The following is a 2,122-nucleotide window of genomic DNA, read 5'->3' on the forward strand; positions in this document are numbered from 1 at the left end:
CACCGGCGCCAGCGAGATCGTGCTCAGCCGCGCCGATGCGCGCCGCGCCGGTTTCGACGTCGACCGTCTGCCCTATTACGGCCGCGCCTTCACCGCCAACGGCGAGGTGCGCACCGCGCCGGTGACGCTGCGCGAACTGCGGCTGGGCGAGATGGTCGATACCGGGGTCGCGGCCAGCGTCAACGGTGGCCAGCTGGAGCAATCGCTGCTGGGCATGAGCTATCTGCAGCGGTTTTCCGAGATCCGCATTTCCGGCGGCACCCTGAGCCTGCTGCGCTAGGGGGTGGCCGCCCCCGCGGCGCGGGGCCGGGCCTGCGGCGCGAGTATTTGGCAAAGAGATCAAGGGCCGGTCAGCCGGCCGGTTTCTCGGCCATCTTCTGCCAGCGGCCGCTGTCTTCGGACCAGTATTCGGCGGCGCATCCGGCCCCGGTCAGGCTCTTCCACTGCTGGCGGGCATGGGCGACGGCTGCCTCGTCATGGCCATCAAAGAGGATCACGCCGCGTTCGGCGGCGGCGATCTCGTCGGCGGTGATCTCGGCGCCGTCGATGCTGACCAGATAGAGGGCGCCATTGGCGTTGCCCTGCTCGGTGGTCAGCAGGATCGGCTGGTCGCCGTCCTGCGCCCCGCCGGCGATGCCATGGGGCAGGAAGCCGGCCTCGCCGCCGGCCAGCCAGAGCCTCTGGTCGAGCCAGTCGATGCGCGCCGCCTCGGTGCCGCGCACCAGCACGTTCCAACCCTGTTCGAGGGCGCGGCCGGCAAGTGTGGCCAGCGTGCTGTCCACCGATGCCCGCGTCAGGTGGTAGAACAGGGCGCGGCCCATCTCAGCCGGCCTGTTCGTAGTGGTCGGCCACCAGCCGGTTCAGCGCCATCACCCCCCAGCCGGTGGCCCCGTTGGGGGCATAGGCGGTGGCGCTCTTGACGCTGGCGACGCCGGCGATGTCGAGATGGATCCAGGGCATGTCCTTTGCGATGAACCGGTGCAGGAAGGCGGCGGCGGTGGCCGATCCGGCGGGGCGGCCACCGGTGTTCTTCATGTCGGCGATGCGCGATTTCAGCATGTCGTCATAGGCCTTGGCCAGCGGCAGCCGCCAGGCGCCCTCGTCCTCGGCCTCGGCGGATTTGAGGAAGCGGGCGCAGAAGCCGTCGTCGTTGGAGAACACCCCGGCCTTCTCGTGGCCGAGGGCGATGATGACGGCGCCGGTCAGGGTGGCGAGGTCGATAATGCCGGCCGGGCGGAAGCGCTGCTGCGTGTAATGCAGCACGTCGCAGAGCACCAGCCGCCCCTCGGCGTCGGTGTTGATGACCTCGATCGTGTCGCCCTTCATCGAGGTCACCACGTCGCCGGGCCGGGTGGCATTGCCCGAGGGCATGTTCTCGACCAGGCCGACCAGCCCGACCACATTGGCCCGCGCCCTGCGCAGCGCCAGCGCCCGCATGGTGCCGGCAACCACGCCGGCGCCGCCCATGTCCATGGTCATGTCCTCCATGCCGGCGGCGGGTTTCAGCGAGATGCCGCCGGTGTCGAAGACCACGCCCTTGCCGACCAGCGCCAGCGGCGCGGCATCCTTGTCGCCGCCCTGCCACTGCATCACCGCCACTTTCGACGGGCTGTCCGACCCCTGGCCGACGCTGAGCAGCGCCCCCATGCCGAGATCGCGCAGCTGGTCCTCTTCGAGGATCTCGACCTCGAGCCCGAGGGCGGTCATCTCTTCGATGCGGCGGGCGAATTCGGTGGTGGTCAGCACATTGGCCGGCTCGTTCACCAGATCGCGGGTGAAATGCACCCCCTCGGCGATGGCCAGCAGCGGCGCCGCGGCGGCGGCGACCTCGGCCGGCCGGGTGACCATGCAGGTCACAGTGCCGGCTTCTGTGCCGGCCTCAGTGCCCGCCTCGGCGCCGGCCTCGGCCGCGTCGGTATCGCCTTCGGGTTTGGCCGGGCTGCTCTTGTGGCTGTCGAACCCGTAGTCGCGCAGCGCCAGCCCCATCGCCACCTCGGCGGCGCGCCGGTGCGATCCGGCGCAGAGGGTCAGCGCCGCCTTTCCGCGCGCCCCGGCCAGCGCCGCGCCGGCCTTGCGAGCCTCGGCCACCGTCGCGTTGCGGGCCAGGAAGACGACGTCGCGC

Annotated in this window: 3 protein-coding genes; 1 reads left to right on the plus strand and 2 read right to left on the minus strand. The window is 71.0% G+C overall.

Features of this window, described 5'->3' with window-relative positions; all coding sequences use genetic code 11:
- The coding region (locus tag ABZD10_RS15385; RefSeq protein ID WP_372887870.1) for a TIGR02281 family clan AA aspartic protease at nucleotides 1-280 on the plus strand (280 nt) is incomplete at its 5' end.
- A 70-nt stretch (nucleotides 281-350) separates the two neighbouring features.
- Here ABZD10_RS15385 and ABZD10_RS15390 read toward each other — a convergent pair.
- Together ABZD10_RS15390 and ABZD10_RS15395 are read right to left on the minus strand one after the other, a co-directional pair.
- Nucleotides 351-821 (minus strand): DNA polymerase III subunit chi, encoded by a 471-nt coding sequence (locus ABZD10_RS15390; RefSeq protein WP_372887872.1) that lies wholly within the window; start codon nucleotides 819-821, stop codon nucleotides 351-353.
- Between the two features lies 1 nt (nucleotide 822).
- A partial coding sequence (locus tag ABZD10_RS15395; protein ID WP_372887874.1) for a leucyl aminopeptidase occupies nucleotides 823-2,122 on the minus strand: 1,300 nt, incomplete at its 5' end.

The sequence above is a fragment of the Shimia sp. genome, from assembly GCF_041624275.1.
In the GTDB taxonomy this organism is placed as follows: Bacteria; Pseudomonadota; Alphaproteobacteria; order Rhodobacterales; family Rhodobacteraceae; genus Shimia.

What these genes read in the sequence shown, in the direction of transcription:
- ABZD10_RS15390 (WP_372887872.1), bottom strand. Translation starts at nt 821, where the DNA reads ATGGGCCGCGCCCTGTTCTACCACCTGACGCGGGCATCGGTGGACAGC.